Below are 25,618 nucleotides of genomic sequence, written 5' to 3' on the forward strand. Positions count from 1 at the left end.
CTATGTAAGGTTATTACTATGTAATATTGCTATTTATGTATCTTGCTATGAAAGACTATTGGCTAGAGCCTTGATGAATATCTAAACTAAAGCTGCTTGCGCCCAACTTACTCAATGAGAGCTGGCAGCCAGACTGAATCGGTAAATCCATTGTGATGAAATTTTTAACGCAATTTTCCCCTAACCGAACTCCCGCGGGAAGGTGCTGACTTACATATCCATTTGACCACTGCCCATCTAAACCCGCAGGTAAGATAGACAACGTACCTTGCGATAAATCAGCGACACCAAATAACGCCTCAACCGGTGCGGCACACTCTGAGCAAGCGAGCCCTTTCTCCAGAATCTCTGCCATATCTTTGAGATCGGCATTGAAGCACTTCAAATTACGTAAGTAATCATCAAAAAGTGCACGAACTAGCAAAGTCGTGGCAACTCCACCCTCCTCTATTGAAGAGGAATCGACGAGATAAAAAGCAAACTGTCCGTTGATCAACCAAGCATAATCAAAAACCAACGGCATGTTATCGATTGACTGTAATAATCGATAACTGCACTTCCAGCTGCCTTGAGATGTATCTTTGTCGGGTAACAACGCATGAAGCAAGCTACGAGCCGAGGATGGATTATTCTCTAAATACTCTAAATGCCAATGCAATTCTTGATCCGCTGGTATGTCACCACCATCATCCACGCGAAACCATTGGCTGGCAAAATCGCGCTGATCGGCGAGGTGGTTAAACGTATCCTCTAAGGTATTTTCAATTGCAGAGGTTAGATGCTCATGGTTATCGATGGGTTTGGGTAAAAAATCTTTAATCCCGAAACGCAATGCTTTGGCAACATCTGACATCTCTTCTGTTGCAGAAACAACAATCAATGGCAGCGATGGGTACTCTAAACTGACCTCTTCTACAAATTCGATGCCGTCTAATATTGGCATTGAGAGATCACACAGAATCAGATCAGGTTCTGAATGTCTTAACTTCTGTAAGCCATCTAAACCATTCTCCGCTTCAATAATTTTGTAGCCCTGAACTTCTAAATACGCTGTTGTGATGCGTCGAAAGATAGGGTCATCATCGACCAACATGATCAGTTTTGGGTTGATCGCTTCTTGTGCCGAGGTCATTATGGATCGACTGTGAGTTTTATACATAAGCTTGCGCCTCACAATGCTTAGTCAATTAATCATTGTATTTTTTATTATTGTTGTTCAAATACACACTAATATAAAAAGTAGCCTCGAAATGCCATTTATACAAATGCGCCACTCGTTATTAGTGATGCATACTATATATATGGATTATTGTAAATGACGCAACATGTTGATGTGACGCAAACATTGATCACGGATTTGCGTTTAAATTAACTGGATTCGTAACAAAGTGTGTCTGAAAGTATGAAATTAGACGATTTAAACCTATTTCGACTCGTTGTCGAAAATGGAAGCTATACTGCAACATCGCGTAAAACCATGATTCCTGTTGCAACAATTACCCGACGTATCCAAGCTCTAGAGGATTCTTTAAACTTAAGGCTTTTAAATCGTCACGCTCGCAAACTCTCATTAACCGAGGCTGGCGAACGTTTTTTCAATGAATGCTCTCCTCTATTGCAGAGTTTAGCCTCAACCACGGAAGAGCTAACGGACGAATGTCGTGGTGCCTCTGGTAAAATTAAAATATCGGCACCATCAAACTTAACAAAGCGCATGATGATGCCAATGTTTTGTGAGTTCATGAAAAAGTATCCTGATATTAATCTGGAGCTAACCATGAGCAATCAAGCCGATCAGCTCGACCCAACAGAGTGGGATGTTATTTTCCGCGTCGGTCCACAAAGAGATTCGAGCCTGATCGCAAGAAAACTGAGTGAAGTAAAAGATATTTTAGTAGCGAGTCCTGACTATTTGGCAGCCCACCCGGCTCCTACGCATGCTGAAGAGCTAACACAACATTCATTGTTGAAAGGTCGCCCATTAATCAAATGGCAACTGACAAACTCGAACGGTGAAACCATTGTTAACTGTGAGAAAGGTCGATTCCAAGCCAATGCACTGAATGTGATTCGTCATGCTTGTTCTGATGGGCTTGGGATTACGCTGATGCCAGATGTCATGATCAGAGAGTACATTGAAGACGGCAGCCTTGTTCAGATCCTTGAGGAGTGGAGTGCAAACTCGCGTGATATCTACATGCTTTACAATCACAAAGATCACCTACCAGAAAAAGTGCGTCTGTTTATCGACTTTATGATTGCCTACAGCCTTCATTAAACGTTGGTTTCCGCGACAATAAAAAAACCCAGAGCCTGTTGACTCTGGGTTTTCTTTTTCAACTAGATAACTGAAATTCTTGAAGAACGAATGTTAAACATCAAGAATTTAGGCTCCTTCATTATGCAGTTCTAAATTGGCTAAATCTTGCTGCATTTCTCGTGCAGTTTTCGAGTCATCATTGCGCAACGATTCTAGAAAATCGAGGTAGTTTTGATCGATATCACCCGTCACATATTCACCATTAAATACCGACGCATCAAAACGCGCAATATCTTGATTACTAAGACCGACGGCATCCACTAAGTCTTCAAGTTTTTGATAGATTAACGCATCGGCACCGATATGATTGCAAATAGTTTGGTTATCACGGCCATGAGCAATTAACTCACTTGCACTTGGCATATCAATACCATACACATTCGGGAATCGAACTTCTGGCGCAGCTGACACCATAAAGACTTTCTTCGCCCCTGAATCTCGAGCCATCTCAATGATCTGTTCAGACGTTGTACCGCGAACAATTGAATCATCCACAAGAAGAACATTTTTATCTTTAAATTCAGAGCGAATTGCATTCAGTTTACGGCGAACGGACTTCTTACGTTGCTGCTGCCCCGGCATGATAAAAGTACGCCCAACATAACGGTTTTTAACAAACCCTTGACGATATGGAGTGTCGATCGCTTGGGCTATTTGCAAGGCAATATCGCAAGATGTTTCTGGGATAGGAATAACAACATCAATGTCTAGATGTGAAAATTCATCTTTAATGCGCTCACCTAGCTTTTTTCCCATCTCTACGCGTGCGCTATATACTGATATTTTATCAATAAACGAATCTGGGCGTGCGAAGTAAACGAATTCAAAAATGCAAGGATTCAACTGAGGGTTGTCGGCACATTGCTTAGTAAAGAGTTGACCATCAAACGCAACGTAAATCGCTTCGCCCGGCGCAACATCACGAACAAAATCAAAACCAACCGCATCCAGTGCAACTGACTCTGAAGCCACCATGTATTCAAATTGTCCATTCACTTCGCGCTTACCTAAGCACAAAGGACGGATACCATGAGGGTCACGAAACGCCACCATGCCATGTCCGATGATCATTGCCGTAACCGCGTAAGCGCCACGGATAGTTCGATGGACATTCGCGACAGCACGAAATACATCTTCAGATGTCACGTTCCCTTTAACAGTATCAATCTCATGAGCAAGAACGTTGAGTAACACTTCTGAGTCTGAAGTGGTGTTAACGTGGCGGCGGTCTTTTTCAAAGAGTTTTTCACGCACGTCATTCACGTTAGTCAAATTACCGTTATGAGCTAAGGTGATACCAAATGGGGAGTTAACATAAAATGGCTGCGCTTCAGAAGCACTTGAACTACCTGCTGTTGGGTAACGAACATGGCCGATACCAACGTTGCCCTGTAGACGTTGCATGTGTTTTGCTTCAAAGACATCTTTCACTAAACCATTTGCTTTACGCAGACGGAAACGATTGCTTTCTATGGTAACAATACCAGCGGCATCTTGGCCACGGTGCTGTAAAACCGTTAGCGCGTCATAGATAGACTGGTTTACAGGTGATGTACCCACGATTCCAACAATCCCACACATGTCCTAATCCTCAATTTGGCGACAGTTACTGGCGCTAAACTGCGCCAGATAAGAAACTTGATGTTGCTTGTAAATGTTCGAAGAACGGAGCAATGATTCGACTAAATTCAGGAACCAATTGCGAGTTCTTCCACCACTCAGAACTTGGGAAGGCGGTGAATGTATCCATAAAAAACAGAAGTGCTGACACAATTAGAATTCCACGTAAGCCGCCGAAAACGACACCAAGAACTCTATCTGTACCCGATAACCCTGTTTTTTGCACTAGCTGACCGATAACATAGTTAACTAGAGCCCCAACTACGAGCGTTGCAACAAATAGTGCTGCGATTGCGGCTCCGTTGCGGAACATATCATCTGCAATATTGGTAAAATACACCGCAAGTTTTGCGTAGTATTGGCTGGCAATAAAAAATGCACCACACCAAATCACCAATGACAATGCTTCCTTTGCAAAGCCGCGAACTAAACTGATCAGAGCTGAAAATCCGACCACACCTAAAATGACAAAATCTAACCAATTCATGAATTCTACATCTCAGTTGGCGCGCATTTTAACAGAAAAAAACGCGACGCAAACGTTTTCTTATGGGTTTAGTGGTTTAAATTTGAGCAATTGACCTTTAGAACCAGTTATTTTTTCCAATTCTTTAACTTGTCGCTCAAGTTTCGTTTTTGATACATCAGGGCCAATAATAATACGAGTAAATGAATTTTCTTTCTTCGTATGAGCTTGGTAACCTCGTTTCTTTAGATCCTTCACTAAGTTTTTAGCATTATCTGCACTCTTTAATGCCATCAGTTGAATGATCCACGCACTGTCTTGATAATCGTTCTTTTCAGGTACGACTTTCGCAACCGTTTTTACGTGATCCTTAGATGCAGATGTCGTCGAAGGCTTCGAGCTATTTACATCCGAGCGATCCACATTCGAATCAAGTACAACTTCTACAGGTGAATCAGGCAGAACCGATTCATCTTCAATGGGATCCAGCAACTCGAAAGTTTCTACGTCACTATCAAGCTCTGGTTTAATTGGGATGCTGGCAAACTCTTCTTTGTAATGCAGTTTTTGACCATCTAAAACATCGGGTAAAACAATCACACCCATCGCAACCAGTATGATCGTTCCAACTAAGCGGCTTTGAAATTTACTTGCCATCTAGATTCCTTTTTTTTGCCAGTAATCGAGTACTTCACCTACAGTATGAAATGAACCGACTACAAGGATAAGTTCTTTATCTTTCGCGGTAGCCAACGCAGCGTTAAAAGCATCAACAGGCGTAAGGTACTGCTCTACATCATTTTCAAGTGACTGACACAATTCCGAGGCCAGAGCCGCTCTAGGCCCAGAAAGAGACGCAGGATACCAATAGTTGGCTATGGGTTTTAGTGCCTCAAGTGTCGCCGCGACATCTTTATCATGCAGCATCGCAACGACAACATGGATCGAATGATCTGAATAGTGCGCCTGCATCTGCTTAACTAAATATTCAGCAGAATGGGGGTTATGAGCGACATCAAGAATGATTTTCGGAGCCTCGGAAAGCGTCTGCATTCGACCAGGCAGTGATGCAGCTTTAAGCCCATTAACAATATTCACGTCGCTAACATCAAGTTCAGCGCAACCCAATGCCATTATCGCTGTGGCGGCGTTAGGTAAAGGCAACTGAGGAATAGGTAAAGCCTCTAATGTAAACGACCCACTTTTCCATACCCAAGTATCACCTGTCAGCGAGTAATCAAATTGAATACCGACTTGATGAAACTCTGCATTAATATCATCGGCATGAGCGGCAACAGTTGCAGGAGGCTTAGGTTGCCCACAAATAGCAGGTTTGTTAGAACGGAAAATTCCCGCTTTTTCAAAACCTATCACGTTAATGTCATCACCAAGCCAGTCAACATGATCAACCGCTAAACTGGTAATAACAGAAACATCATGGTCAACAACGTTTGTCGCGTCTAAACGACCACCTAAACCAACTTCCAGCAACACAATATCGACCTGTTCCGTTTGAAACAGTCTCAGAGCTGCCAAGGTGCCATATTCGAAAAAGCTTAAACTGATTTCACCACGCTGTTGCTCAATATAAGAAAAAGCCTGTGCATGTTTTTCATCAGGTAGATCTTGACCATTAACACGTACGCGTTCGTTATAACGGATCAGATGGGGAGAGCTATAAACACCAACAGAATAGCCTGCATCAAGCAAGATGGCTTCCATCAAGGCACAGGTAGAGCCCTTGCCATTTGTTCCAGCAACGGTGATGATTTTAGGTGCGGGTTTAGTAAGCTTGGTTTGAGCAGCAACGGCTTGTACGCGATCTAAGCCTAAGTCGATAGCACTCGTGTGGATGTTTGATAAATAATCAAGCCACATCGATAGAGGTGATGTGGCTTGTGGGGTTGGGTTTTGACTCATCTAACTAATAACCATCAATTAATATTGGTTTGTTAGCGACTACTTTACCCTTTTTCAGAAGCTTCTGGTACTTCATAAGTCGTTTCATTTGGTGAATCGTTCACAGAAACTACTAATGGAGAGCTATGATTCGTCATTTTCGCAACTAAACTGCCGACACGCTGACGCATTTCACGGCGGTCAACGATCATATCGATAGCACCATGATCAAGCAAAAACTCACTACGCTGGAAACCTTCAGGTAAGTCTTCACGTACGGTTTGTTCAATAACACGACGACCAGCAAAACCAATTAACGCTTTAGGCTCACCGATATTGATATCGCCTAGCATAGCTAAACTCGCTGAAACACCACCCATTGTTGGGTCTGTCATCACAGATACAAACGGTAATCCTTTTGAAGACAATCGCTCAAGAGCCGCGCTGGTTTTTGCCATTTGCATTAATGACATCAGTGCTTCTTGCATACGAGCACCGCCACTTGCAGAGAAACAAACGAGACCACAATTACTTGCGATAGCCGCATCAACAGCCGCGACAAAACGAGCACCGACTACAGAGCCCATTGAACCGCCCATGAATGAGAATTCAAAAGCACAAGCTACCAATGGCATGCCTAGCAACTCACCTTGCATAACAACAAGCGCGTCTTTTTCACCGCTATTCTTCTGTGCAATTGAGATTCGCTCTTTGTAACGCTTAGAGTCTTTAAATTTCAGTTTATCTTGTGGTTCGAACTCCGTCGCGAGCTCAACACGATTATTCTCATCTAAAAATGTTTCTAAACGACGACGAGCCTTCATGCGCATGTGATGATCACATTTAGGACAAACTTCTAAGTTACGTTCTAGTTCTGCATGATAAAGAACCTGTTCACATGAAGTACATTTTGTCCAAACCCCTTCAGGGATAGACGCTTTACGTGAAGTAACGATGTTGCTTTTTTCTAAAATTTTTTCAAGCCAACTCATGGAAGACCTTTTCTGTCAGCTCTTTCACTTGATTGCGAAAGATGTAAATTTGGAATATATGCGTGAGGATTAAACCACAATAAATGGCAAGTGTAGATAAAAAACTGGTTGTACCTATTTTCAAATTCTATCTTACCTGCCCATTAATATTAGTTTTTGAACCTAAGTCTCACAATTAGTTCAAATTATCCGCGAGAAACAACGGTCCGATCGGCTCTCTTGGCAGCTCATATTCAGCCGGATAGTCCACATCAACCAGATATAAACCTGCTGCTTTTGCGGTCGCTCCTGCCAGCTTTCGCTCTTTTGCTTCTAATAGCCATTTGATCCATTCAGGATCTTTCTCTCCACGCCCGACTGCAATCAAACTGCCCGTAATATTGCGCACCATGTGGTGAACAAAGGCGTTTGCTTTGATATCAATAATGACGTATTTACCATGTCGTGTGACATTTAAATGCATCATATTTCGGCATGGACTTCTTGATTGGCAATGCAAAGCGCGAAATGAAGTAAAATCATTCTCGCCTAATAGATACTGCCCCGCTTCCTGCATTTTCGCCTCATCAAGCTCACCATGGTAATGGCTAACACCTGAAGACATGATTCCCGGACGATACGGGCTGTTATAGATAATATAGCGATAACGCCTTGCTGTGGCAGTAAAGCGAGCATGGAATTCATCAGGGACTTCTTTAGCCCATCGTACCGCGATATCTTTAGGCATGTTTGCATTTACGCCCATTGTCCATGCCACCATTTTGCGTGTGGAGGTCGTTTCAAAATGAACAACCTGCCCAGTACCATGTACACCAGCATCAGTACGACCTGCACAAAACACTTCAACAGGATGGTTAGCGACAATAGCCAGTGCCTTCTCTAATTTCTCTTGGACACCTATTACATCTTTCTGGCGTTGCCAACCATAGTAGTGAGTACCGTCATACTCAATACCTAAAGCAATTTTCATGTTGTGCTCTCTTTGAAAATGGGGCGAAGAGTATAATATCAATCCATTGAGATTTCTAATCTCGTTGGTGATTTCTTCTATCGTTAAAAAAGAAAAAGAGCAACAAAATTGCTGCTCTTTGAATTTACTTATTGCGGACGATTAACCCATTATTGACGATTTAAGGTATCGATTAAATTTTTTGCTTCTCGGCGAATCGTATCATCACCGTAAACAATCGCCTCTTCCAATAATTTAATCGCACCGTTGCTATCATTCATCTCAATATAAATTTTAGCCAAATCTAACTTGCCGGCCGCTTCACCATGGCTGTCGACATCCACATCACCATTGTCGCCGATCACATCTGGGAATTCATTTAAGCCTACATCAAGCTTTAACTCTTCTTCATCTGGATTCGGTTGTGGTTCATTCTGATCGACTTCAGCCATTAATTGGTCAATGGTCATGAACTCCGATTTTTTTGCATCAAAATCAGAAAATTCATTTTGATTGCCCCAATCCTCAGCTTGGATTTTTGGCTGCTCTAATTGCGCATCATCTTGCCAAACCTCACGCTGATCTTCTGGAACACCGGTTAAGTTACTTGCGTTCTGATCTGGAGATAAATTGAATCCATCCCAATCTTCTCCGCCAACATCAAGCATCGCTTCAATATCTAACCCGGCACTATCTGAAGCACGGCTATCCATCGGCTGACGGAACATATCGTCCACAGAGTGCTGGACATCTTCTGATAGCAATTCCGCTAGTGCTGACTCATCAAAGTCACCAACAATATCTTCTTCTAAAATTTCATCGGCACTTGCTGAAAACAGATCTTGTAGAGCATCTTTATCGGAATTGTCTTCGAAAGAGGCCGTATTTTGAACCGCTTCTGCCTCGCCCTCCTCACTACCTAGATCTAGATCTGAATCTGAGTCTAGGTCGAAGCCAGTATCCGCTCCCACACTAGAGAATGCATCCGCAAGAGCATCTTGCTCACTGTATTCAGGAAGTTCTAACTCATCGAGTTCTTGTGCTAAAGTCGCAGGTTCAGGTTCTTGAGCGATATCCGCATCTGAACTTGGCTCTGCAAATGCATCCGCAAGGGCATCTTCTTCACCATATTCAGGAAGTTCTAACTCATCGAACTCTTGCACTGATGGTTGTGCTGGAGCTTCTGGCTCAGAGACTTCAGCAGCAGGTTCATTGCTTATTGGCTCATCGACAAGCTGTTCGTCTATAAGCGGCTCATCTAGAAGCGGCTCTTGAGCGATATCCGCATCCGAACTTGGCTCTGAAAATGCGTCCGCAAGGGCATCTTCTTCACCGTATTCAGGAAGCTCTAGCTCATCGAAATCTTGCTCTGATGGTTGTGCTGGAGCTTCTGGCTCAGAGACTTCAGCAGCAGGTTCATTGCTTATTGGCTCATCGACAAGCTGTTCGTCTAGAAGCGGCTCTTGAGCGATATCCGCATCTGAATTTGGTTCTGCAAATGCATCCGCAAGAGCATCTTCTTCACTATATTCAGGAAGTTCTAACTCATCGAACTCTTGCGCTGTTGGTTGTACGGGTGCTTCTGGTGCTGGAGCTTCTGGTTCAGAGGCTACAATTTCTTGCTCTGAAACAACAGGTGCACTTTCCGGCTCAGCTTCGGTAACAAGTTCGTCGTCATCAGTGAGCCAATCATCATCTTGAGGCATTCCAAACTCATTTGGAATCGACTCTGGCATGTTCGGCTGTTTCATTTCTTCCGGTTTATCAGCCAAGCTTTCATCAGTGGTTGAAGGGGGAGCCGACAGTTGGTCATCTTCTAAATCAATGGATGATTCACTCTCAACACCTTCATCTTCCGAGTCGATACTGTCTGAAACGCCTTCAATGGTAGGCGCAAAGTCAAAGTCTGATTCTGTCTCATCTTGAGTCGATTCGACATCATCAATAGCAGCAGATAACCAATCTTCTTCAGCATCGCTGCTCTCTGACGTGAAAATATCATCAATATCTTGCGCTGCAATATCTTCGAAACGAGAAACTTCACTCTGATGATCGTCATCCGATGATATTCCGGTTTCATTTTCTGGCTCTGGCTCTGGCTCTGGCTCTGGCTCTGGCTCTGGCTCTGGCTCTGGCTCTGGCTCTGGCTCTGGCTCTGGCTCTGGCTCTGGCTCTGGCACGATTAAATCAGCATCTAGTTCATCTGCAAGGGCTTGATCCGTTGTTTCGATAACATCGTCAAGTAGAGCATCCGTTTCTGGTGCTGCATTAAATAAGTCATCAATGAAATCATCACGATCAAATGCAGATTCAGATTCAGATTCAGATTCACTTGATGTTAGCGACTCCTCACTACTATCGTCATCGCTATCATCAAGTAATAATTCATCAAGAAGCTCAGTACTATTTTCATCTAGCTCAGAATCAGACGACACTTCATTAGAAACAACTGGAGCCTCATGTTCTGGCTGTTCGTTTGTTTCAATGGCGCTATTGAAAATCTCATCAAACGAAGGTTCAGTGACATCTGATGCTTTCTCACCGACGCTTGGTTCTGCATTCGCACTAACAGAATCCTCGCTCAAGTCCGTCAATTCAGAACTCAGAAGTTCATCTAAAGTATCGCTATCGTCTTGATCTACGTCGATATCACCAGCAAGGAGTTCGTCGAATAGATCAGTGCTATCTTCATCAAGTTCAAGCTCTGGTGTTTCATCGTTCGAATCCGTACCCAGTAACTCATCCAGAGTTTCTGTACTGTTCTCATCAAGGTCAAGAAGCTCATCATCGGAAAGACCTGAAAGAGACTCTAACTCAGCGATAGGGTCAAACTCTTCGTTTTCTAACTCAGCTTCCGTAGTTCCATTACTTGGCTCATCTTCACTAAGTAAGTCATCCAATAAGTCGCTACTGTCTTGCAGATCGAGATCTTGCTCATCGTCGTCACTCAGAAGTTCATCAAGTAAGTCTGTACTTTCAGCTTCAAGCGGAGCCTCGTCGTCAAGCATTTCGTCAAGTAGAGTGACATCATCACTATCCGAATCGTCTAAGTTTAAATCGTCGGAGGCTTCTGTGCTGAACTGAGCAAAAATGTCGTCAATATCATCAGACGCTAAACTTTCTGGTTCCGCACTTTTTTCCGCTGCAACTTGAGCAAAGATGTCATCGATATCATCAATAGATGCATCAGCATTGCTTGTAGGGGCTGGAGTGCTATCGGTATCATCATCTAGGTTAAATTCATCTGATGACGCTTCTTCAGCGGCGACTTGTGCAAAGATATCATCAATATCATCGGGATCAGGTGTACTACTTGGGCTTGGAGCCTGTTCAGCAATGAGACTATCAATGTCAAAATCGTCGTCATCGTCGTCTCCATTTCCGGCAAGCAGTTCATCTAAAAACGACTGATCAACCGCATCATCTTCTAGCTCTTCTGTTGGCTCATCGCTTGCGAGAAGTTTTTCAATCTCATCTTGAGACATTCCGCCTTCATCTGATAAGTCGAAAGCGGCTTCTTCTTCCTCTGATAACTCAGGCTCAACTTCATCGAGTGCTCGTTCCATCTCTTCTAAGCCAAGCGCTTTTTCATCACCGTTAACGCTGATGCCATTGCTGCTTGAGTCAAATTCGCTGAAACTCTCATCGAGATCACCATCATCACCAATACCTGCAAATGGATCCTCTTCATCTTCACCTTCAAGGTTAAAATCAAGATCATCGTCATCTAGACTGGCAAAAATATCGTCGTCATCAGATGTCGTATCATCACCAAATAGAGCATCAGGATCGCTGCCATCACCGAATAGGTCATCATCCAATGAGAGATCATCAGACAGCTCATCCGCATCTTCACCTAAGATAATCGGTGCATCTTCAGCAACCGACTCTTCTACTGGTTTCGCTTCAGTTTCTTCACTCTTCGAACGACGGCCAAGCAGCAATACGACGATCAGACCAAGCAGTAAACCTGGAACAATGGCTAATAACGCCACTAACCATCCATTAGAAAGCAATGTATCTAATGATGTTGGCGCTAGTTTTTGCTCTTCGAGTTCTTTTGCACGTTCTTCAGCAAGAAGTTTTTCCACTTCTGACCGAATACGGCTTTCATCCCCAAGCTCACCTTTTAGTCCATCGACTTCAGATTGCACATCTGCCAGCATCAATCTTAATTGGTGGTTTTTCTCTTCAAGTGACGTTAATTCGGTTTCAGAGCTACTTAGATCCTGCTCTAATTTAACGATGTCTTGATTGCTAGGTAGCGGGTTACTAGATACTGGTGAAACGGTTTTCGAAGGCGCAGGTTTCACTACTGGCGTAGGTTTGGCAGCTGACTTTGGCGCTACAGCTTTTTCCATAACCGGTTTTTCAGCAGCTAAAGATGCACTCGGTGCACTTATGTTCGAAGATGCGGTTCGAGGGATCGGTTGCACCGCTTTCGTAACAGGCCGAACCGTTGGAGCGTTGGCTAATTTGGCGGTATGCGCATCCATGATGGCAATGGCTTGCTGAGTGGTACTCGCACTGACTTGCTCTAAAGAAGGGACTCTCAAATTTTGATTAGGGAGCAAGCTGTGAATATTTTGATTTTCGAATGCTTGAGGATTCAGACGATAAATAGCAAGAAGCGTCTGTTGGACAGAAACTCGATTCGATGGACGCAGGTTGGAAGCGATAGACCAAAGGGTCTCTCGGGCACCTGTTGGGCCATAAAAACGCGAAGGTTCATCAGACACAACTCTACTTGCAACAGGAGCTTGAGCTCTTTGCACTTGTTCAGAGTATTGTGGAGATGTCTGAACTTCACCATTCGGCCCTAAAAGACGAATTGAATCTGCATGGACGTTTGAAACCTGAGTCGCGGCTATCAATGTGAGTGACGTTAATAATCGCTTATAAATTTGACGCATATAAGGCTCAGCTATGTGCTTAGGTATGAAAAATTATGATCTATTAAATATATCGGATAAATGCCGTAAAACTATAGAGATGAAGGCAAAAAATGTGTGGCAGGCGTGATAATCGCAGCAATCTCACATAAATAGTCGGTGGTATAAACGATATGATGAAAAAAGCCTCACACTGGGTGAGGCTTTATTGAATCGCTAGTTAGAAGTAATCACGAATCAAAACTTCTGCGATTTGCACGGCATTGGTTGCTGCACCTTTACGAACGTTGTCTGCGACAACCCAAAGGTTGATACCACTATGGTGGCTAATATCATTACGAATTCGGCCAACCATTACATGGTCTTTGCCACCAGCATCGCGAACTTGAGTTGGGAAATCCAAATCTGGATACACTTCAACCCCATCCGTCGCGTTAAGTAATTCTGTTACTTGTTCAGCCCCGATTGGAGAGCATGTTTCAACATGTAATGATTCTGCGTGGCCGTAGAAAACAGGCACTCGTACACAAGTCGGGTTAACCGTGATAGAAGAATCATTAAAGATTTTTTGAGTTTCCCAAACCATCTTCATCTCTTCTCGTGTGTAACCATTTTCCGTAAATTCGTCAATTTGAGGCACACAGTTAAATGCGATCTGTTGACTGAACACTTCGCTATCTGCTGGGTGACCATTTAAAAGTTTTGCAGTTTGTCCTGCTAACTCATCAATACCGGCTTTACCCGCACCAGAAACCGATTGGTAAGTCGACACGTTAATACGCTCTAAACCAACAGCATCATGAATTGGCTTAAGCGCCACTAACATTTGAATGGTTGAGCAATTTGGGTTTGCGATGATGTTACGGTTACGAAACTCTGCAATCGCTTCTGGGTTCACTTCAGGAACAACTAGAGGCACATCGTATTCATAACGGTATTGTGATGTGTTATCAATCACAACCACACCTTCATCTGCCGCAACAGGAGCCCACTTAGCAGACTGCTCAGCACCCGCAGAGAAGAATGCAATATGCGCTTGAGACCAATCAAACTCTTCTACATTTTGAACACTGATCGTTTTGCCATTGAATCGGTAGCTTTTACCTTCACTACGCTCACTTGCAAGCAAGAAGATTTCACCTACAGGGAATTTACGATCTTTTAGTACTTCAATGATGGTCTCGCCAACCGCACCTGTCGCACCTAAAATAGCAATATTAAATTCTTGGCTCATTGTCTCTCTCATTCATTCTGAAAATTGGGCTTTGTCTTAAAGCCTAACTTAGCTAGGGGCTCTAGATTGCATGAATCATCCCCAACTAATTGGATTGCACTGTACTCCCTTCTATCCCAATATTGCTTACGCATCTGATCAAAAGAGTCAGGTTTGGCAATTTCGCGACGGAACAATGCATCATCTTGGCGCACATCATAAATCAACTGAGTCAAATTGTGCAGTGTTGCTTCATCCCATTCTCTATCTAAATGCACTTTAGGGATAGGCGCGATAGGTAATAAGCGGTTTGGATCCACTCGCTGTTCACTATTGATGAACTCACAATAAGAGTTGAAAATCATGGTTGTCCCACGAGCTTTGCCTTCTAAACCATAACCCGCGACGTGTGGCGTCGCAAAAGCAAGATAAGGTAGCAGTTCCATATCCACTTGTGGTTCAAATTCAAATACATCCAGCGCAGCAATAAAACCATCTTGTTTTTCAAGCCGTTGCTTCAGGGCTTGGTTATCCACGACTGGGCCGCGCGCGGCATTTATTAATATCTGATCAGCACGTAAAGCACTCAACCGAGCACCGTCAAGCAAATGATGACTTGGGTGTTCACCCTCTTTGGTGATCGGTGTATGCAAACTGATAATGTCGGCTTGCTCTAATAATTTATCTAATGGTGTAAAAGAACGAGCATCACCTGCTTGCTCTTTCGGCGGATCATTCAGCAAAACTTTGATTCCAATACCGGATAAGCACTTAGCTAAGTAACTCCCCACCTGGCCTGCACCAACAATTCCGACGGTTTTATCAAAAACGGAGAAACCATGTTGCTGCGCAAGTACCATCATCACGCTAAAGACGTATTCAGCCACACCGACTTTGTTACAACCTGGGGCAGCGGTAAAAAAAATACCTTTCTGCGCTAATAACGGCTGATCGACGTGATCCATTCCTGCGGTTGCCGTACCAACGAACTTTAGCTTATTCGCTTTTTCTAACAGTGCCGAGTTTACTTTCGTCACTGAGCGAATCATCAAGGCATCAACGTCAATTAAATCATCTGCGGTTAGAGTGCGACCTGGCTTTAGTACAACATCCCCTAGCTGGCTAAAGAGTTGTTCAGCATAAGGCATGTTTTCATCAATTAGGATTTTCATAGGGAGTCATATCAATGGTATGAAAAGAGAAAATAGATTTTGCAGTAAACAGGGGCTATCTGTCGAGCAAATAAAAATGCCCAGTGGCGTAAACCACTGGGCAAAATCCAGAACAAAAGGATCCGGTCCCGCTCTCCAGGGGACAGAGTCTGCGTCTGTTCGATCAGTTAGCCTGATCAAGCTCTGGAAACCTTAAAATCTATTCCTTGATATCAGCGTTAAACGTTTACTGATTTAACGCTGAAAGGTATCGAGATGGCTAGGAACGCTCCTAGTCTTGGTATTTCTTAATCACTAGCGTAGCGTTTGTACCGCCAAAGCCAAAGCTGTTAGACATTACTGTCGTCAACTCTTGTTCGCGCATTTCTGTCACGATATCTAGGCCTTCAGCCGCTTCATCTAAATTCGCAATGTTAATGCTTGGCGCTACGAAACCATTATCAAGCATCAAAGTAGAGTAAATCGCTTCATGAACACCAGCAGCACCGAGAGCGTGACCTGTCATCGCTTTTGTTGCTGAAATAGCAGGGCTGTCGCCGCCAAAGATCTCTTGGATTGCGCCAAGCTCTTTTACGTCACCAACAGGAGTTGAAGTACCGTGAGTGTTCACGTAATCAACACTATCAACATTTTGCATTGCCATCTTCATGCAACGTACTGCGCCTTCGCCTGAAGGAGCAACCATGTCGTAGCCATCTGATGTCGCACCGTAACCTACGATTTCACCGTAAATTTTTGCGCCACGAGCTTTTGCGTGCTCTAGCTCTTCGATAACCAACATACCGCCGCCACCAGAGATAACGAAACCATCACGGTCTGCATCGTATGTACGAGAAGCTTGATCTGGAGAATCATTGTACTTAGTCGACAGTGCGCCCATTGCATCGAACATCATAGTCAAAGACCAATCAAGTTCTTCACCGCCACCAGCAAATACGACATCTTGCTTGCCTAGTTGGATCAGCTCCATTGCGTGGCCGATACAGTGTGCAGACGTTGCACAAGCTGAACTCATTGAGTAGTTCACGCCACGGATTTTAAACGGTGTTGCAAGACATGCAGAAACCGTTGACGCCATAGTACGTGGAACCATGTATGGACCAACACGCTTAACGCCTTTGTTACGTAGAATATCAACCGCATTTACTTGGTTCAGTGATGATGCACCACCAGAACCCGCAACGATACCAGTACGGTCATTTGAAACTTGGTCTTCAGCTAGACCAGAGTCTGCGATTGCTTGTTCCATTGAAAGGTAAGCAAAGGCTGCCGCATCACCCATAAAGCGCACTTTTTTGCGATCAATATGGTCAGCAGGGTTCATTTTCAGGTTACCCCAAACTTGAGAACGAAGTCCGTTTTCCTTGAACTGTTCTGAAGCTGTGATACCTGATTTACCCGCTTTTAGTGAAGCTAAAACTTCTTCGACGTTGTTACCGATACTTGAAACAATACCCATACCGGTGATTACGACTCGTTTCATGTGACATTCCTATAATTCAAAATACAGCTAGATGATAACTAAGAAGCATAACAAAAGTGGTCAGCTTTCCCAGAAATTCGTACAATCAACTCTTACAGACCGTCCCATATCACAAAAACAAAGGCAATATGACTTCAATAACCAATGCTGAACTCGGCTGGAACGAGGCTGGAACACCCGTATCTGATCAATTTGATGATGTTTATTTCTCTAATGTAAACGGCTTAGAGGAAACACGCTATGTGTTCTTGCAACAAAATCACCTTCCTCAACGATGGCAAGAGCATCAACAAAGGCGCTTTACCATTGGCGAAACAGGGTTTGGCACTGGTCTCAATTTTCTAGCGGTATGGCAATGGTTTGATAAGTTTCTTAAAGAAAACCCAGACGCTGAGCTGAAAGAGCTGCATTTTGTCAGTTTCGAAAAATTCCCACTGAACAAAGATGACCTAATTAAAGCGCATCAAGCTTGGCCTGAACTTGCTCAATACGCAGAACAGTTACAGCAGCACTACCCGATTGCCGTTCCTGAGTGCCACCGGATCGTTTTAGCTGACGGCGCTATCACTCTTGATTTGTGGTTTGGGGACATAAAAGATTGCATGCCTTTAGTTCAGACTTACTCAGAAGGCATTATTGACGCTTGGTTCCTTGATGGTTTTGCACCAAGTAAAAATCCTGAGATGTGGAATCAAGACCTGTTTGATGACATGGCAAAATTAGCAAAACAAGATTGCACTTGCGCGACCTTCACCGCAGCCGGCTTTGTTCGACGTGGCTTGATAGACGCTGGCTTTGAGATGAAAAAGGTCAAAGGCTTTGGCATTAAACGCGAAATGATCGCGGGAACACTCAAAAACAAAGTCCCTTACACCAATACAAAACCTTGGTATGGTCTGTCTCCCCATTCGGAATCTGACGATATCGCAATTATCGGTGGTGGTATCGCGAGTGCAGCTTTAGCCAAAACGCTATCTCGTCGCGGTAAAAACATTACAGTCTATTGCGAACACGAACAGGCCGCAGGCAACGCTTCTGGCAACAACCAAGGAGCAATTTACCCTCTTTTGAGTGATGAAAAATCGAATGTTTCACGAGTATTTAGCCCAGGAATGCTGTTCGCACGTCAATTTATCGAGCAAGCAGCAGAGAGCATTCCGTTTGACCATGATTGGTGTGGCGTTAACATTCTGATGTGGGATGAAGCCTCGAAGAAAAAACTGAATCGAATGCTCGAAGGGAACTTTCATCACGATCTTATTCAACGATTATCCCAAGAAGAAGCAAATAAGAAAATCGGCCTCAATGTTGATAAAGAGAGTGTCTACTTCCCACTTGGTGGCTGGTTAAGCCCGTTACAACTAACCCAAGGTTTGTTCAAAAAGCTAGAAGAGGCATCCGCCGTAACCACTCACTACCAGCATCAAGTCACCGATTTGAAGTGGTTAGTCGACACAAACCAGTGGCAATTAACAATAGAGACACCTAACGGTGAAGTCATCACTCATCATGATCAAGTCGTGGTGGCAAATGGGCATAAATTTACTCAATTTGAACAAACTCAGCGGATCCCGCTGACTCCGGTCAAAGGGCAAGTGAGCCATATCCCAACCACTGAAAACTTAAGTAAGTTGAAAACGGTATTGTGCTTTGATGGCTATTTAACTCCTCAAAATCTCAATAATGGTCACCACTGCATTGGTGCGAACTACGATAAAAGTAATATTGACCAAGAGTTTGATCCTGAAGTGCAACAGCACAATGGGGTAAGACTCGCGGGTTCACTTCCCGATCAAGAGTGGGCAAAAGAGACCGATACGAGCGGTAACTTATCTCGCCAGGGTATTCGCAGTGTCAGTCGAGATCACCTGCCTTTTGTAGGAAATGTAGGGGATTTCGAAGCAATTACCACCCAGTACCAAAATCTGCATAACTTTAATCCTAAGCGCGATTCACTGGATGAAATTAAGCCGGTATCAAGCTACCCGAATCTTTACTGCTTTATTGGTTTAGGCTCACGCGGATTAAGCTCTGCCTCTTTATTGGCAGAAGTGTTGGCCTCTCAAATTTGCGGCGACCCGCTCCCACTTCCTGCGGATGTCTTAGAAGCCATTCACCCAAGCAGAATGTGGGTAAGACGACTGCGCAAAGGCAAAGCATTGACTAACGGTTACGTGGCAGACAAAAACCACCAGCCTCAATAATACGTAATACGGCCCGGTTGAGTTGAGCTAAGAGCTGTTGAGCTAAATAAAGTTGAGTTTTCCTCAAACAAAAAAGCCAGAACGGCATGGCTGTTCTGGCTTTTTTAAAATTAATCGCTCGGTGCGAACGTGATCATTATGCTAAATATTATGACTGCGCTAACTGGGCAACCGCCTCTTTTAGTTGAGCAGTGATCTCATCGTTACTGATTGAGCCAGTCGCAAAATCGAAGTTATCATAGAAACTAGGCACAGAAACCGAAGCTTTCACGTTGCCGCCAAAGAATGGAGCAGAGCCCGTTGCTGCCGCTAGTGCAGATTGTGCACCACCCGGACCTGGCGATGTAGCTAAAAAGACCGCTGGCTTATCCTGAAAAACAGAGCGCTCAATACGTGTCGTCCAATCAAATAGGTTTTTGTAAGCCGCAGGGAAGTAACCGTTATGCTCAGCAAATGAGATAACAAAGGCATCCGCTTGAGAAAGATCACGTAAGAATGCTTGCGCCCCTTCCGCTTGACCGATCTCTTTTTCTTTATCTTCGCTAAACATCGGAACTTGATAGTCATTGATATCTAAAACGATAACTTCAGCATCTTCAATCAAATTAGCTGTATAAGTTGCGAGAGCTTTATTAATAGAAGTTGAGCTGGTGCTTGCGCCAAATGCGATAATTTTCATGATGATACCCTTTCGTTTCTGTCATCTCGTTAAGTGCTAATAAGATTACAACAGGGCAATATTTCAACAACTACAAAAATTGTACGGACTCATTCAAATTATTCGAACGAGTCTTATCTATATCTTATCTATAGCTTATATATAGGTGCGCAGCACTGTGAATGAGCTACGCTTGACTTTGTAGCTCCTGCCATAAATCGCTAACAATAGTACGATCGGCTGGACTGAGTTCTGAACGCGCATCATCGAGGCTTTTTTCAATAAGCTCTTTTACTACAGCGACGTCGTTGATTCCCTCTTCTTCGCATGATGCAATAGAAAGAGAAATATGACCACGCAAGTAACCACCGGCAAACAATTCATCATCAGACGCAGTTTCAATTCGGTTATCAATCAACTCAAGTAACTTCTCTTCAAATTCAATAATCATTTCGTTCTCTTTTTTATTTCACGACAAATTGGCAAGGGGTTAATGCTGGTGTCTTATAAAAGTCACTCAAAGCGTCTGCAAGCATTTTGACTCTTTCTGGTAACCCAGCGTCTAAAATGCTCATCACTTCCTGATGAACTTTACTCATAAACGCTAATCTATCCGGTTCAAAATCGCCATGTAGATTGTCACAGCTAACACTAAAAGGAAAGCCTGCGCTTTGTGACAAAATCCACTCATAAGCTTGTGGTCTGGTTTCGACTTTCTCGAATTCAGCTTGAACTTCGGCAGTACGCCCATCAGGCTCGTACCAGTAACCAAAATCTTCCAGTAATCGGCGCTTTGGACCAGCCACGCACCAGTGAGCAATTTCATGCATGGCCGACGCATAGAAACCACGAGCAAAAATAATCCGATGGTGTTCATTATTATCATCAGCGGGTAAGTAAATAGGTTCATCTCCGCCAAGCTCTAATTGGGTATTAAAGCTGTTGGAAAATGTGGTATTAAAAATGGCGATGATGTCTGGATAGTGATGGCTCATAGTTTATTTAGGTCTATTAGGAACAACACGATACATTCTCCATTTTTTATCTTCCTAGGTAAAGGATTTAGCTGAGTTATATCATCACCCTAGAATTAGTTAATCTAATCAATAAGCTCTGTTCACAGTACAAAATCTCATTCGTCAGATTGCCGCTTAAGCACTAGAATCGCGCTTTCATTTTTTATAACCAAGCACTTCCTGCTAGGTAATTTATAGAGTTTAAGACGATGCTATTAAGTGTTTTATATATCGTAGGGATCACAGCAGAAGCAATGACAGGTGCGCTCAGTGCTGGTCGAAAAAAAATGGATTGGTTTGGTGTCATGCTGGTAGCAAGTGCGACAGCAATTGGGGGTGGGACGGTTCGCGATATTCTCCTAGGGCACTACCCTCTCGGCTGGGTTAAAAACCCTGAATACTTGATGATCACCTGCGTTGCTGGCGTGGTGACGACTGGTTTGGCAAAGTGGGTCATTAAATTTAAAGGGCTATTTATTCGTCTGGATGCACTGGGGCTCATTGTATTCAGTATCATCGGAACAAAAGTCGCCATGACAATGGGGCTTCATCCTGCTATCTGTATGGTTTCAGGCTTAGTCACGGGTGTATTTGGTGGGCTACTTCGCGATATGATTTGTCGACAAACACCACTCGTACTGCATGAAGAGCTTTATGCCTCTGTCGCGCTCGTCGCATCTGGGCTCTATTTAGCTTTGCTTGAATATGGCATCAGTGATGTAACCAGCACAGTTGTGACACTCAGTGTCGGCTATTTACTGCGAATGGCAGCCGTTCGATTTAAATGGCGATTGCCCTCTTTCCACTTGGAAACTGAAGGCTCCATTCATTAATCCATCCATATCTACGATTAAGCTATTTCTGTGAGTAAACTATGTTCTGCGATTAAGCTATTTCTGCGATAAGACTATGTTCTGAAATTAAGCTATTGACATTAAGCTATTGAAATAAGGTGACTCTTGATCATTAGCTATACTTTACACAAAGCGATAACCGACCTAATAAAAACGCCCTCATAATATGTGAGGGCGTTTTTCGTTGAAGCTATTTTACCTTGAACACGGTTTTATTTTAAACGCTCAACTTGAACACTATATCTGCGGAGTCGTCGTCTGCACGCCAAAGTTCTGACCACGGTGGCGCAGCAGATGATCGAGTAACACAATCGCCAGCATAGCTTCAGCAATTGGTACCGCACGAATACCCACGCATGGATCGTGACGCCCTTTAGTAATTAACTGAGTCGGTTCACCATCTTTCGTGATCGTTTCACCGGGAACGGTAATGCTCGATGTCGGTTTAAGCGCAATACTCGCAACAATATCTTGTCCAGTCGAAATACCGCCCAAAATACCACCAGCATGATTACTTGAGAAACCTTCAGGAGTTAATGGATCACGATGCTCACTTCCCTTTTGGTTCACAACACCAAAGCCATCACCAATTTCAACGCCTTTGACTGCGTTGATACTCATCAGCGCATGAGCAATATCAGCATCCAATCGGTCAAATATTGGCTCACCCAACCCTACTGGAATTTTCGTTGCCACCACTTGAATCTTTGCACCAATGGAGTTGCCTTCTTTGAGTAAATCACGAATCAATTGATCAAATTCAGACACTTTATCAGCATCAGGGCAAAAGAAAGCGTTATTCTCGATCTCATTCCAATCGACTTTATCAATTGAAATATCGCCCATTTGCGATAAATAAGCTTGGATTTCTACACCAAATTCTTGTTTAAGGTATTTTTTTGCAATGGCTCCGGCAGCCACACGCATTGCCGTTTCACGCGCAGAAGAGCGACCACCGCCACGATAATCACGAACCCCATATTTTTGATGGTAAGTATAGTCAGCATGGCCTGGACGGAATTTATCTTTGATTTCAGAATAATCTTTAGAACGCTGATCGGTGTTTTCAATCAACAGGCCAATTGACGTTCCTGTTGTTTGCCCTTCAAAGACACCAGATAGAATTTTCACTTCATCGGCTTCACGACGAGCCGTTGTATAGCGAGAGGTACCCGGACGGCGGCGGTCCAAGTCCTTTTGTAAATCTGATTCGGTAAGCTCTAATCCCGGAGGGCATCCATCGACGATACATCCTAGTGCGATACCGTGACTCTCCCCGAATGTTGTTACTCGAAAGTGTTGCCCGATACTATTTCCTGCCATTACATCCTCTGTGTAGAAGTGGGGATAAGATTTGGGGCATCTTGCCAACCAATTTTACTCATCACCGCGTTCAATCATCAATTCTTCGTGATTTCATAGTGGCTTTAATAGCAATTCTTGTAAACCAAAAAATACACTAAATTCTAACAATTAATGACATGCTTTCCTTGCTTCTCGAAAAACATAAAAAAACGCCAGCGTTAAAAGCTGACGTTTTCAGATACAAATAGAACAAAATCTATTTATACGAATGGTTTAATCTTTGTAGAGTGCAAACTCTTCTGCACACTCAATCAACTGAGCGCGAGTGATCATGAATACACCATGACCACCATTAGAGAACTCAATCCAAGTGAATGGAATGTCTGGGTACTGTTCCATCATATGCACCATTGAATTGCCTACTTCACAGATCAAGATACCGTCATCGGTTAAATAGTCAGGGGCATTAGACAAAATACGACGAACCAGTTTAAGGCCATCAGTACCCGCAGCTAAACCAAGTTCAGGCTCATGGGTAAACTCTTCAGGCAAGCTACCCATGTCTTCTTCATCCACATAAGGTGGGTTCGATACAATTAGGTTGTACTTTTCTTTTGGTAAATCGCGGAATAGATCAGAACGAATTGGGAACACTTGCTGCTCCATTCCGTGATCTTGTACATTCTGCTCAGCAACTTGTAGTGCATCGGTTGAGATATCGATAGCATCCACTTCCGCATCAGGGAATGCATGTGCACAAGCGATCGCAATACAACCACTGCCAGTACATAAGTCCATAATGCGTACTGGCTCTTCAACTAACCACGGTTGGAATTGCGCTTCAATAAGTTCACCAATTGGAGAACGAGGCACAAGAACGCGCTCATCAACAAAGAACTCTAAACCACAGAACCAAGCTTTATTGGTCAAGTAAGCGGTTGGCGTTCGGTCATTAATACGATGAATTACTCGTTCCACAATACGTAAACGCTCACTATTAGTTAAGCGAGAATTCAAAACATGAGGAGGCACATCAATCGGTAAATAAAGAGTTGGTAGGATTAATTGAACTGCTTCATCCCATGCGTTATCGGTTCCATGACCATAGAATAAACCTGCTGCATTAAAGCGGCTAACCGTCCAACGAATCATATCTTGAAGAGTGTGAAGTTCAGACACGGCCTCTTCTACAAAAATCTTATCCAAAATTGCCTCCGAAAAGCGCTACAATACTGCTAATTTAGTTTCTGTTTAGAATTGATAACCTGATGAGCAAAAAAAACACCGATATCGATGATGATTTCGCCTTATTCAAGGATGCAGTACAGGGCGTTAAAAAGTTGCAACAGGATACCATAATCCAGCAGCCAAAAAGAGATACAACACAAAAAGAAATAAAACGTACGGCCCGCCAAGCGAGTGATACAGAATTTTATTTCTCTGATGAGTTTGTACCGCTATTAAATGAAGACGGACCAACACGCTATGCCCGTGATGATGTCTCAAAATATGAGGTCAAACGCCTTCGTCGAGGCGTCTATGTCCCTGATGTCTATCTAGATATGCACGGCATGACTCAACAAGAAGCCAAACGCGAACTTGGTGCCATGATCGCTCACTGTGTAAAAGAGAGTGTACATTGTGCTTGTGTGCAACATGGTATTGGCAAACACATTCTGAAAAAGAAAGTGCCGTTATGGCTCGCCCAACACCCAGATGTCATGGCGTTTCACCAAGCACCACTCGAATTTGGTGGCAATGGTGCCTTATTGATTCTGCTATCGATTCCAGAAAAGTAGGCGTGGTTACGGATTAATATTCCATAACAAATCTCCGGTTTGGGTTTCTGGATCAAATTCAATACACACTAAACCTGATGTGGGGAACATTGGCGGCATCATGTCTGTGACAAAGTCAGCCGTTAAGTAACCCACTAATGGAAGGTGAGATACAAAAAGTAGTGACTCTAATTGCTCTGTTTCGATGAGAGCCGTTGCGTAATCACGCACATAGTCAGATTGGCCATAAGGCGTGATGTCGTCACATGTTTCAACACTTTTCGCGTTATAATATTCGCTAATCGTTTGCCATGTTTGCTGCGCACGTAAGTAAGGACTAACTAGCACTTTATCAAATTGGCTGAAACCTTGCTCTTTACATGCTTTAGCGACAGCCGCTGAGCTACGTTGACCTCGCTCAGTAAGCGCTCTTTCTGCATCACTCGCAGCATAGTGCTCCGCTTCCCCGTGGCGCATAATAAAAATTTTCATGTTCTATCCTATTTTACCAAGCATTAGACACTTCTTGGCATTTGCGCTAATTGATAAAACAGTCTTATTGCTGTTTATCTCTTATACGTCAGTTTTGTATTCAAGCGAATGCCGCTCATGCTAACTGACTATTATTTTCCGACACTTAATTATATCAATTCACGAATGAAAGACTTCGATACTCTTAACAGTCTATTAAATTCTAGTAAATACAACCCACTTGGGCTAGCTTGGGGATATATCTCAAAATCTAAAATCAAGATTTGCACCTGCTCATATCAGAGTCATAATTAATACATCGCTTT

At 43.4% G+C, this 25,618-nt stretch carries 20 protein-coding genes and 2 pseudogenes; 4 read left to right on the forward strand and 18 right to left on the reverse strand.

The features are described from left to right. Positions 1–55: 55 nt before the first annotated feature. The gene (locus tag OCV39_RS10255) at positions 56–1,159 is read right to left on the reverse strand and encodes a response regulator (protein WP_029203424.1); all 1,104 of its coding nucleotides are present in this window, start codon (positions 1,157–1,159) and stop codon (positions 56–58) included. Between the two features lie 243 nt (positions 1,160–1,402). On the opposite strand from OCV39_RS10255, the gene OCV39_RS10260 reads away from it, so the two are divergent. Then, complete coding sequence (locus OCV39_RS10260) at positions 1,403–2,278, forward strand: LysR family transcriptional regulator (RefSeq protein WP_017053073.1); 876 nt, start codon at positions 1,403–1,405, stop codon at positions 2,276–2,278. 108 nt (positions 2,279–2,386) lie between these two features. On the opposite strand, the gene purF is transcribed toward OCV39_RS10260, so the two are convergent. The 11 genes and pseudogenes from purF to fabB form a co-directional block, all read right to left on the reverse strand. Continuing rightward, positions 2,387–3,901, reverse strand: a complete 1,515-nt coding sequence (purF, locus tag OCV39_RS10265; protein ID WP_171757029.1) for an amidophosphoribosyltransferase — start codon at positions 3,899–3,901, stop codon at positions 2,387–2,389. A 34-nt stretch (positions 3,902–3,935) separates the two neighbouring features. Beyond that, complete coding sequence (locus tag OCV39_RS10270; RefSeq protein WP_017053071.1) at positions 3,936–4,427, reverse strand: CvpA family protein; 492 nt, start codon at positions 4,425–4,427, stop codon at positions 3,936–3,938. A gap of 60 nt (positions 4,428–4,487) precedes the next feature. Next, positions 4,488–4,769 (reverse strand): annotated as a pseudogene (locus OCV39_RS21175) (SPOR domain-containing protein); the annotation flags it as partial. Positions 4,770–4,837: 68 nt separating this feature from the next. Then, positions 4,838–5,063: pseudogene (locus OCV39_RS21180) on the reverse strand (cell division protein DedD); the annotation flags it as partial. Continuing rightward, positions 5,064–6,326, reverse strand: a complete 1,263-nt coding sequence (gene folC, locus OCV39_RS10280; RefSeq protein ID WP_261888425.1) for a bifunctional tetrahydrofolate synthase/dihydrofolate synthase — start codon at positions 6,324–6,326, stop codon at positions 5,064–5,066. A 44-nt stretch (positions 6,327–6,370) separates the two neighbouring features. Further along, complete coding sequence (gene accD, locus OCV39_RS10285) at positions 6,371–7,297, reverse strand: acetyl-CoA carboxylase, carboxyltransferase subunit beta (RefSeq protein ID WP_017053068.1); 927 nt, start codon at positions 7,295–7,297, stop codon at positions 6,371–6,373. A gap of 175 nt (positions 7,298–7,472) precedes the next feature. Continuing rightward, the gene (truA, locus tag OCV39_RS10290; RefSeq protein ID WP_017053067.1) at positions 7,473–8,267 is read right to left on the reverse strand and encodes a tRNA pseudouridine(38-40) synthase TruA; all 795 of its coding nucleotides are present in this window, start codon (positions 8,265–8,267) and stop codon (positions 7,473–7,475) included. Between the two features lie 149 nt (positions 8,268–8,416). Further along, a complete protein-coding gene (locus OCV39_RS10295) occupies positions 8,417–13,159 on the reverse strand; it encodes a FimV/HubP family polar landmark protein (RefSeq protein WP_261888426.1) in 4,743 nt (1,580 codons plus the stop codon). A gap of 199 nt (positions 13,160–13,358) precedes the next feature. Then, positions 13,359–14,372 (reverse strand): aspartate-semialdehyde dehydrogenase, encoded by a 1,014-nt coding sequence (locus OCV39_RS10300; protein WP_017052450.1) that lies wholly within the window; start codon positions 14,370–14,372, stop codon positions 13,359–13,361. Between the two features lie 8 nt (positions 14,373–14,380). Beyond that, the gene (locus OCV39_RS10305) at positions 14,381–15,523 is read right to left on the reverse strand and encodes a 4-phosphoerythronate dehydrogenase (protein WP_171757027.1); all 1,143 of its coding nucleotides are present in this window, start codon (positions 15,521–15,523) and stop codon (positions 14,381–14,383) included. Between the two features lie 271 nt (positions 15,524–15,794). Continuing rightward, positions 15,795–17,006, reverse strand: a complete 1,212-nt coding sequence (gene fabB, locus OCV39_RS10310; protein WP_017052453.1) for a beta-ketoacyl-ACP synthase I — start codon at positions 17,004–17,006, stop codon at positions 15,795–15,797. A 56-nt stretch (positions 17,007–17,062) separates the two neighbouring features. Here fabB and mnmC point away from each other — a divergent pair, with 56 nt between their 5' ends. Beyond that, positions 17,063–19,210 carry a bifunctional tRNA (5-methylaminomethyl-2-thiouridine)(34)-methyltransferase MnmD/FAD-dependent 5-carboxymethylaminomethyl-2-thiouridine(34) oxidoreductase MnmC gene (gene mnmC, locus OCV39_RS10315; protein ID WP_261888427.1) on the forward strand — a complete coding sequence of 716 codons (2,148 nt, stop codon included), beginning with the start codon at positions 17,063–17,065 and terminating at the stop codon, positions 19,208–19,210. A 148-nt stretch (positions 19,211–19,358) separates the two neighbouring features. On the opposite strand, the gene OCV39_RS10320 is transcribed toward mnmC, so the two are convergent. The 3 genes from OCV39_RS10320 to OCV39_RS10330 form a co-directional block, all read right to left on the reverse strand. After that, positions 19,359–19,889 (reverse strand): NADPH-dependent FMN reductase, encoded by a 531-nt coding sequence (locus tag OCV39_RS10320; protein ID WP_017052455.1) that lies wholly within the window; start codon positions 19,887–19,889, stop codon positions 19,359–19,361. A 166-nt stretch (positions 19,890–20,055) separates the two neighbouring features. Next, positions 20,056–20,319 (reverse strand): YfcL family protein, encoded by a 264-nt coding sequence (locus OCV39_RS10325; protein ID WP_261888428.1) that lies wholly within the window; start codon positions 20,317–20,319, stop codon positions 20,056–20,058. Positions 20,320–20,332: 13 nt separating this feature from the next. After that, positions 20,333–20,863, reverse strand: coding sequence for an elongation factor P hydroxylase (locus OCV39_RS10330; protein ID WP_261888429.1), 531 nt, complete (start codon positions 20,861–20,863; stop codon positions 20,333–20,335). Between the two features lie 230 nt (positions 20,864–21,093). Here OCV39_RS10330 and OCV39_RS10335 point away from each other — a divergent pair, with 230 nt between their 5' ends. Then, a complete protein-coding gene (locus OCV39_RS10335; protein ID WP_017052458.1) occupies positions 21,094–21,717 on the forward strand; it encodes a trimeric intracellular cation channel family protein in 624 nt (207 codons plus the stop codon). A gap of 258 nt (positions 21,718–21,975) precedes the next feature. On the opposite strand, the gene aroC is transcribed toward OCV39_RS10335, so the two are convergent. Beyond that, a complete protein-coding gene (gene aroC / locus OCV39_RS10340) occupies positions 21,976–23,061 on the reverse strand; it encodes a chorismate synthase (RefSeq protein ID WP_261888430.1) in 1,086 nt (361 codons plus the stop codon). A 255-nt stretch (positions 23,062–23,316) separates the two neighbouring features. Continuing rightward, entirely contained in the window at positions 23,317–24,249 is a 933-nt protein-coding gene (prmB, locus tag OCV39_RS10345; RefSeq protein WP_017052460.1) for a 50S ribosomal protein L3 N(5)-glutamine methyltransferase, read from the reverse strand. 62 nt (positions 24,250–24,311) lie between these two features. Here prmB and smrB point away from each other — a divergent pair, with 62 nt between their 5' ends. Beyond that, positions 24,312–24,842 carry an endonuclease SmrB gene (gene smrB / locus OCV39_RS10350; protein WP_017052461.1) on the forward strand — a complete coding sequence of 177 codons (531 nt, stop codon included), beginning with the start codon at positions 24,312–24,314 and terminating at the stop codon, positions 24,840–24,842. Positions 24,843–24,848: 6 nt separating this feature from the next. On the opposite strand, the gene sixA is transcribed toward smrB, so the two are convergent. After that, the gene (gene sixA / locus OCV39_RS10355; RefSeq protein ID WP_017052462.1) at positions 24,849–25,313 is read right to left on the reverse strand and encodes a phosphohistidine phosphatase SixA; all 465 of its coding nucleotides are present in this window, start codon (positions 25,311–25,313) and stop codon (positions 24,849–24,851) included. Between the last annotated feature and the right edge of the window lie 305 nt (positions 25,314–25,618).

The sequence above is a fragment of the Vibrio cortegadensis genome, from assembly GCF_024347395.1.
Taxonomy (GTDB): Bacteria; Pseudomonadota; Gammaproteobacteria; order Enterobacterales; family Vibrionaceae; genus Vibrio; species Vibrio cortegadensis.

Bases quoted from the DNA above. Each gene is read 5' to 3' on its own strand.
- OCV39_RS10330 (WP_261888429.1), bottom strand. From the start codon at position 20,863: ATGAGCCATCACTATCCAGACATCATCGCCATTTTTAATACCACATTT.
- aroC (WP_261888430.1), bottom strand. From the start codon at position 23,061: ATGGCAGGAAATAGTATCGGGCAACACTTTCGAGTAACAACATTCGGG.
- OCV39_RS10260 (WP_017053073.1), top strand. From the start codon at position 1,403: ATGAAATTAGACGATTTAAACCTATTTCGACTCGTTGTCGAAAATGGA.
- folC (WP_261888425.1), bottom strand. From the start codon at position 6,326: ATGAGTCAAAACCCAACCCCACAAGCCACATCACCTCTATCGATGTGG.
- OCV39_RS10335 (WP_017052458.1), top strand. From the start codon at position 21,094: ATGCTATTAAGTGTTTTATATATCGTAGGGATCACAGCAGAAGCAATG.
- OCV39_RS10320 (WP_017052455.1), bottom strand. From the start codon at position 19,889: ATGAAAATTATCGCATTTGGCGCAAGCACCAGCTCAACTTCTATTAAT.
- OCV39_RS10325 (WP_261888428.1), bottom strand. From the start codon at position 20,319: ATGATTATTGAATTTGAAGAGAAGTTACTTGAGTTGATTGATAACCGA.
- OCV39_RS10300 (WP_017052450.1), bottom strand. From the start codon at position 14,372: ATGAGCCAAGAATTTAATATTGCTATTTTAGGTGCGACAGGTGCGGTT.
- purF (WP_171757029.1), bottom strand. From the start codon at position 3,901: ATGTGTGGGATTGTTGGAATCGTGGGTACATCACCTGTAAACCAGTCT.
- OCV39_RS10295 (WP_261888426.1), bottom strand. From the start codon at position 13,159: ATGCGTCAAATTTATAAGCGATTATTAACGTCACTCACATTGATAGCC.
- accD (WP_017053068.1), bottom strand. From the start codon at position 7,297: ATGAGTTGGCTTGAAAAAATTTTAGAAAAAAGCAACATCGTTACTTCA.
- smrB (WP_017052461.1), top strand. From the start codon at position 24,312: ATGAGCAAAAAAAACACCGATATCGATGATGATTTCGCCTTATTCAAG.
- truA (WP_017053067.1), bottom strand. From the start codon at position 8,267: ATGAAAATTGCTTTAGGTATTGAGTATGACGGTACTCACTACTATGGT.
- fabB (WP_017052453.1), bottom strand. From the start codon at position 17,006: ATGAAACGAGTCGTAATCACCGGTATGGGTATTGTTTCAAGTATCGGT.
- sixA (WP_017052462.1), bottom strand. From the start codon at position 25,313: ATGAAAATTTTTATTATGCGCCACGGGGAAGCGGAGCACTATGCTGCG.
- OCV39_RS10270 (WP_017053071.1), bottom strand. From the start codon at position 4,427: ATGAATTGGTTAGATTTTGTCATTTTAGGTGTGGTCGGATTTTCAGCT.
- OCV39_RS10305 (WP_171757027.1), bottom strand. From the start codon at position 15,523: ATGAAAATCCTAATTGATGAAAACATGCCTTATGCTGAACAACTCTTT.
- OCV39_RS10255 (WP_029203424.1), bottom strand. From the start codon at position 1,159: ATGTATAAAACTCACAGTCGATCCATAATGACCTCGGCACAAGAAGCG.